Raw genomic sequence first — 4,834 nt, forward strand, 5'->3', positions numbered from 1 at the left:
TTCCGGCACCCCGCCTCCACCTGCACCTGCCCATGCCTCCCCGCCAGTCGCTCTGGCTGGCCCCAGCCGCCCTCGCCCTGCCACTGGGCGGAATCGGTGCCGCGATAGCCACCGCCCTGCTCACCCTCGCCGTCCGCCAGGAATGGCGCAGCAGAAGGGAAACCACCGAAACCCTGACCCGCGCGGTGCGAACCTCGACCGTCCTCCGCACGATGGTCTCCGAACTCCGCGCCGGTGCCCACCCAGTAACCGCCGCCGAAGCAGCCGCCGACGCCGTCCCCGAACTAGGCGCAGAACTCCACAACCTCTCCACCGCCGCCCGCCTAGACGGCACCCTGGAATCCTCCGCACTCCCAGCGGTCGCCCAATCCTGGAACCTCGCCCGCCGCCACGGCCTGCCCATCGCCGACGCCCTCGACGCAACCCGCCGAGACGTCGACGCCGAAGTCGCCTTCACCCGCCGCCTGCACGCAAAAATGGCGGGCCCACGCATGAGCGCGATAGTCCTGACCGTGCTGCCCGTCGGCTGCTTGGCCATGGGTCAGCTCATCGGCGCCAACCCACTCGCCGTCCTCACGGAAACCCTTATCGGACAAGCATTCCTGGTCGCAGGCGCAGCTCTGCTATGGGCAGGCACCGCCTGGTCAAGAACCCTGACCAACCGCAAGGCCACCCCATGACCGCGCTGACCCTCGCCCTAGCCGCCACCGCGTTACTGCTCTGGCCCAACACCGCCCCACCCCGGCACCTGTCCCGACCCAAACGCCCACACCGCACCCTTCGCCCAGAGATCTGGCACCCCGCCGCCGCGATCGTCGTAACCGTGTCCGCAACCGTCCTCGCCGGAATCCCAGTAGGACTAGCCGCCGGAGCAGGCTCCTGGTGGCTCCTACGCCGCTCCCGCCACCCCAGAAACCCAGACGACGTCGCAGAACGACTCCGTTCCGCATCAGTACTAGACATGCTCGCCGCCTGCCTGCGCGCCGGAATGCCGGTGCCGACCGCCTTGGAAGCCGTAGCGCCCGGCGCGCCGCCGGTCACCGAAAACGCCCTGCACGCAACAGCAAACCTTCTAGCCCTAGGCGCCGACCCAGTTCCCTCCTGGGCATCGACCCGAGCGAGACCAGGCTTCGCCGAATTGGCAGTAGCCGCCACCCGTACCGCGCGGTCCGGAGCAGCACTCGCCTCGACCGCGGACGACTTGGCCCGCCGCATCCGCGACGGACTGGGCGTCGAAGCCGAAGAACGCGCCGAACGAGCCGGAGTCGCCCTGGCCCTGCCGGTCGGTTTGTGCTTCCTGCCCGCGTTCTTCGCCCTCGGCGTGCTGCCGGTAGTGCTCGGCCTGGCCGGGCGAATCGGCGGCCTGCTGTGAACCCATCCACGAGAGGAAGGACAACCGACCATGTGGTTCCTGCCCGGAGACGAGGGCACCACCACCGCCGAATACGCCATCGGCACGGTAGCCGCGGCAGCGTTCGCCGTGGCGCTCTACGTGCTGCTCAGCGGAGACTCGGTCTCCGCCACGCTGGCCGGCCTAGTGCAACGAGCCCTGACGGTGGCCACCTGATGGCCAGCCGTCGCCGGGACGGCGGGTTTGTCACGGTAGAAGCCGCTCTGTCCTTGGGCGCGCTGACCGCCGTGTTGGCGATCTTGCTCGCGGGCACCAGCGCGATCGCCGGGCACCTCCGATGCCTGGACGCAGCCCGCGAAGCCGCCCGCCTCACCGCGGTCGGACAGCCAGGAGCCGCCGACGCCGTGGTCCAAACGATCGCCCCGCACGGCGCGCACCTGACCATCCACCGCACCGGCGACGGCCTCACCGCCGAAGTAACCACCGATGCCCTGGCGGCCCTCCACCTGAGCGCAACCGCCTACGCCATCGTCGAACCAGGCCCAACCCCATGACCCAAAAACAACCACCCGACGCCGGAGTCGCCACAATCTGGACAGCCCTGGCCGCCGCCACCCTGATCGCGTTGACAGTCCTGGTGTGGTGGCTAGCCGCCGCCATCACCGCCCGCCACCGCACCGAAGCCGCCGCCGACCTGGGCGCACTAGCCGCAGCCGCGCACGCCGCCGCCGGACCGACCATCGCCTGTACCCGAGCCCAGGAGGTCGCCGACCACGAGCGCGCCATGATGACAAGCTGTCGCTGGCACAACCGCGACGCTTACATCGAAGTCCGCGCCACCACCGCCCCGATCCCCGGCCTGCCACCCCCAACGGCAAAAGCCCGCGCCGGTCCAGTCGATTTGCCTCCCTAGCCAGACAACCGCTCCGGGCCAGCCCGGTCAGAACCCGCGCTGTCCCGGTAGCCACCCGGCTCCCGCGAGTTCGCCGAACTGACGGCTAGTCCGGCACCGACCCGCCGATGCCGCGGCTGGCTGCTGCCGCCAGCAACCCGAGTTGGCCTGTAGCCCACCCGGCTCCGGCGAGTCCGCAGAACTGGCAGCCAGTCCGGCACCTGCCAGCCGATGTCGCGGCTGGTGGCTGCCGTGAACAATTCGCGCTGGCCCGGTAGCGACCCGGTTCCCGCGAGGCCGCCGGAACTGGCGGCCAGTCCGGCACCGACCCGCCGATGTCGCAGCTGGCTGCTGCCATCAGCCGCCGCGAGCGTGAACCAGCCCGATGTCCCGCCAAGCCGACGGGGCTATGAGCCCAGTCCGGCACCGGCCAGCCGATGCTGCGGCTGGCTGCTGCCGTCAGCAACTCGCGCTGGCCGGTAGCCATCTGGTTCCCGCGAGTTCGCCGAACCGGCGCCCAGCGCGGCACCGGCGAGCTGAATGTCATGGCTGCCATCAGCCGCCGTGAGCGTGGACCAAGCCAGGCACCCCGCCAAGCCAACTGGGCAATGAGCCCAGCCTGGCACCGACCAGCCGCTGTCATGGCTGGCTGCTGCCGTCAGGAACCCGCGCTGGCCCGGTAGCCACCCGGCCCCCGAGCCCGCCGAATTGGCGGTCAAGCCCGGCACCGACCAGCCGATGTCGCGGCTGGCTGCTGCCATCAGCCACCGCGAGCGGGAACCAAGCCCGGTGCCCCGCCAAGCCAACCGGGCAACGAACCCAGCCCGCGACTTGTCCTATCTGCCATCACCAGCCCGCTACGCGGCTTGCCACGGCGACCGGCCACCGCCCCGCCGACCAGCCGCGCAAATCCACCTAGCCCACCCCGACCGAAGGGAGTTGCAACCTGCCAGCCGCCCCCTCCGCACCCTTCCCGTCTCGTCACCGTGCGCCGTCGCCAGCCGTGTTTCGGTCACCCACCGGAACCGCTCGTCGGCGGGGAGCCGGGCTGGTGACCGGTCCCCGGAACCCTCGCCCGTCCGGACTTTTCCGGCATCGGCGACGAGTGGCGAACGACACGAGCAGCGGTCGCTGGCGCACGCCGAACGGTCAAACCCCCAGGTCGGCGACCTGTTCGGCGGGATGCGTCAGTGGGAGTGCGGAAGGGCGAGAAAGTGTCGAATCCCGTGGTGGGCCCGTTCTCGCGGGACGGACGGCGGGGCCAGCGGCCGATGATCGGCGCGTTGTTATCGGTCGGACAGTGGGCTACCGGGCGTTCATCGCTCGGTAACGGCCGGTTGTCGCGCGGAGTCTTCCCGGCAATGTGCAAATTGCCGTTTAGTGAGACATGCGCCACCACGGCCCCGACCTGGACGGCGCGAAAAACGGACCTCGAAGGCAGGAAAGCAATGTTGGACGCGAATTGGCCGGACAGCTGGCGGAACGCCTTCCGCATCGAACTGCGTGCGGAGGCGATCGGCCTCGCCTGGCGCGGCTGGCCGGTGCTTCCGGGGGCGACCCCGGAAGAGATCACCGCGGAGGGGGACGACCTGACCTGGCGTCGGCCGGTGCCGGTGCGCGAGGACTGGCGTGAGCTGGTCGGCTCGCACGCCCACGAAGTCGCCAGCTGGTTCAGCGACCGCACGCACAGCCTGCTCGTGGCGACCGGCACCGTGCTCGACGCGGTCGAGGTCGACCAGGAACTGGGCAAGCGCGCCGCACGGCTGCTGCGGGCCATCGGGCACCCGGCCCCGATCGTCGCGATGCCGAACGGCCGGTGGCTGTTCCTCACCTCGCCCGCCGAGCACGTGCCCGCCGAACTCGCCGACGAGATTTCCGTGCAGTGGCACGGCAAGGGCAGCTACATCCCGCTGCCGCCGTCGCCGTTCCAGCACGGTGTCGTGCACTGGCGCGTGAAGCCGGAGGTGTGCGGCTGGCAGCTGCCGCCCGCCGCCGAGGTGCAGGACGTGCTGGTCCGCGCCCTCGCCGACGAGCACGCCCCGATGCTGGTCGAGAGCACCGCCGCCTGATCCGGTTCGACCCCGGCAGGCAGCACGCGACAACCGAAGAAAGTCTTCACGTTCCACCGTGGCCACACTGTTCCCCGTGCTGACGCAACGCCCCGAGCACGGTTCCCAGTACGGCCACCGCCCCTGCCTTGTCCAGCGGATCGTTGCCGTTCCCGCACTTCGGCGACTGGACGCAGGACGGGCAGCCCGTCGGGCACTCGCAGGAGACGATCGCCTCCCGCGTAGCGGCCAGCCACGGGACAATCGCGGCATAACCGCGGTCGGCAAACCCCGCACCCCCGGGATGCCCATCGTGCACGAACACCGTCGCCTCCCCGGTGTCCTCGTGCCACGCGGTAGACACCCCGCCGATGTCCCAGCGGTCGCACGTAGCGAACAGCGGTAGCAGGCCGATCGCCGCGTGCTCGGCGGCATGCAGGGCACCGGGGACGCGCGCCGGAAGCAAACCGGCGCCCCCCGGTGCTCTGCCAGCACCCCCGGTCCCCACCGGTCCCACCGCACCACCGATCTCCGCCCCGGCAC

At 70.7% G+C, this 4,834-nt stretch carries 7 protein-coding genes; 6 read left to right on the forward strand and 1 reads right to left on the reverse strand.

The annotated features are described in order from the left end of the window. The 6 genes from D0D37_RS45740 to D0D37_RS45765 all read left to right on the forward strand — a co-directional run. Positions 1-680, forward strand: a 680-nt coding sequence (locus D0D37_RS45740; protein WP_116206807.1) for a type II secretion system F family protein, incomplete at its 5' end; no start/stop codon positions are given. Positions 681-961: 281 nt separating this feature from the next. Next, positions 962-1,372 (forward strand): type II secretion system F family protein, encoded by a 411-nt coding sequence (locus D0D37_RS48700; protein WP_341868020.1) that lies wholly within the window; start codon positions 962-964, stop codon positions 1,370-1,372. A gap of 30 nt (positions 1,373-1,402) precedes the next feature. After that, positions 1,403-1,567, forward strand: a complete 165-nt coding sequence (locus tag D0D37_RS45750) for a DUF4244 domain-containing protein (protein ID WP_116206809.1) — start codon at positions 1,403-1,405, stop codon at positions 1,565-1,567. Then, on the forward strand, positions 1,567-1,905 hold the full coding sequence (locus D0D37_RS45755; RefSeq protein ID WP_116206810.1) for a TadE family type IV pilus minor pilin: 339 nt from the start codon (positions 1,567-1,569) through the stop codon (positions 1,903-1,905). Before D0D37_RS45750 ends, D0D37_RS45755 begins: the two co-directional genes overlap by 1 nt. Next, a complete protein-coding gene (locus D0D37_RS45760; RefSeq protein WP_116206811.1) occupies positions 1,902-2,264 on the forward strand; it encodes an Rv3654c family TadE-like protein in 363 nt (120 codons plus the stop codon). The genes D0D37_RS45755 and D0D37_RS45760 overlap by 4 nt, the downstream gene beginning before the upstream one ends. A 1,427-nt stretch (positions 2,265-3,691) precedes the next feature. After that, positions 3,692-4,312 carry a bifunctional DNA primase/polymerase gene (locus D0D37_RS45765; protein ID WP_116206812.1) on the forward strand — a complete coding sequence of 207 codons (621 nt, stop codon included), beginning with the start codon at positions 3,692-3,694 and terminating at the stop codon, positions 4,310-4,312. A 46-nt stretch (positions 4,313-4,358) separates the two neighbouring features. Here the strand turns inward: D0D37_RS45765 and D0D37_RS45770 are convergent. After that, a partial coding sequence (locus D0D37_RS45770; protein ID WP_162834810.1) for a Zn-binding domain-containing protein occupies positions 4,359-4,834 on the reverse strand: 476 nt, incomplete at its 5' end.

The sequence above is a fragment of the Amycolatopsis circi genome (assembly GCF_003385235.1).
In the GTDB taxonomy this organism is placed as follows: domain Bacteria; phylum Actinomycetota; class Actinomycetes; order Mycobacteriales; family Pseudonocardiaceae; genus Amycolatopsis; species Amycolatopsis circi.

Bases quoted from the DNA above. Each gene is read 5' to 3' on its own strand.
- D0D37_RS45750 (WP_116206809.1), top strand. From the start codon at position 1,403: ATGTGGTTCCTGCCCGGAGACGAGGGCACCACCACCGCCGAATACGCC.
- D0D37_RS48700 (WP_341868020.1), top strand. From the start codon at position 962: ATGCTCGCCGCCTGCCTGCGCGCCGGAATGCCGGTGCCGACCGCCTTG.
- D0D37_RS45760 (WP_116206811.1), top strand. From the start codon at position 1,902: ATGACCCAAAAACAACCACCCGACGCCGGAGTCGCCACAATCTGGACA.
- D0D37_RS45765 (WP_116206812.1), top strand. From the start codon at position 3,692: ATGTTGGACGCGAATTGGCCGGACAGCTGGCGGAACGCCTTCCGCATC.
- D0D37_RS45755 (WP_116206810.1), top strand. From the start codon at position 1,567: ATGGCCAGCCGTCGCCGGGACGGCGGGTTTGTCACGGTAGAAGCCGCT.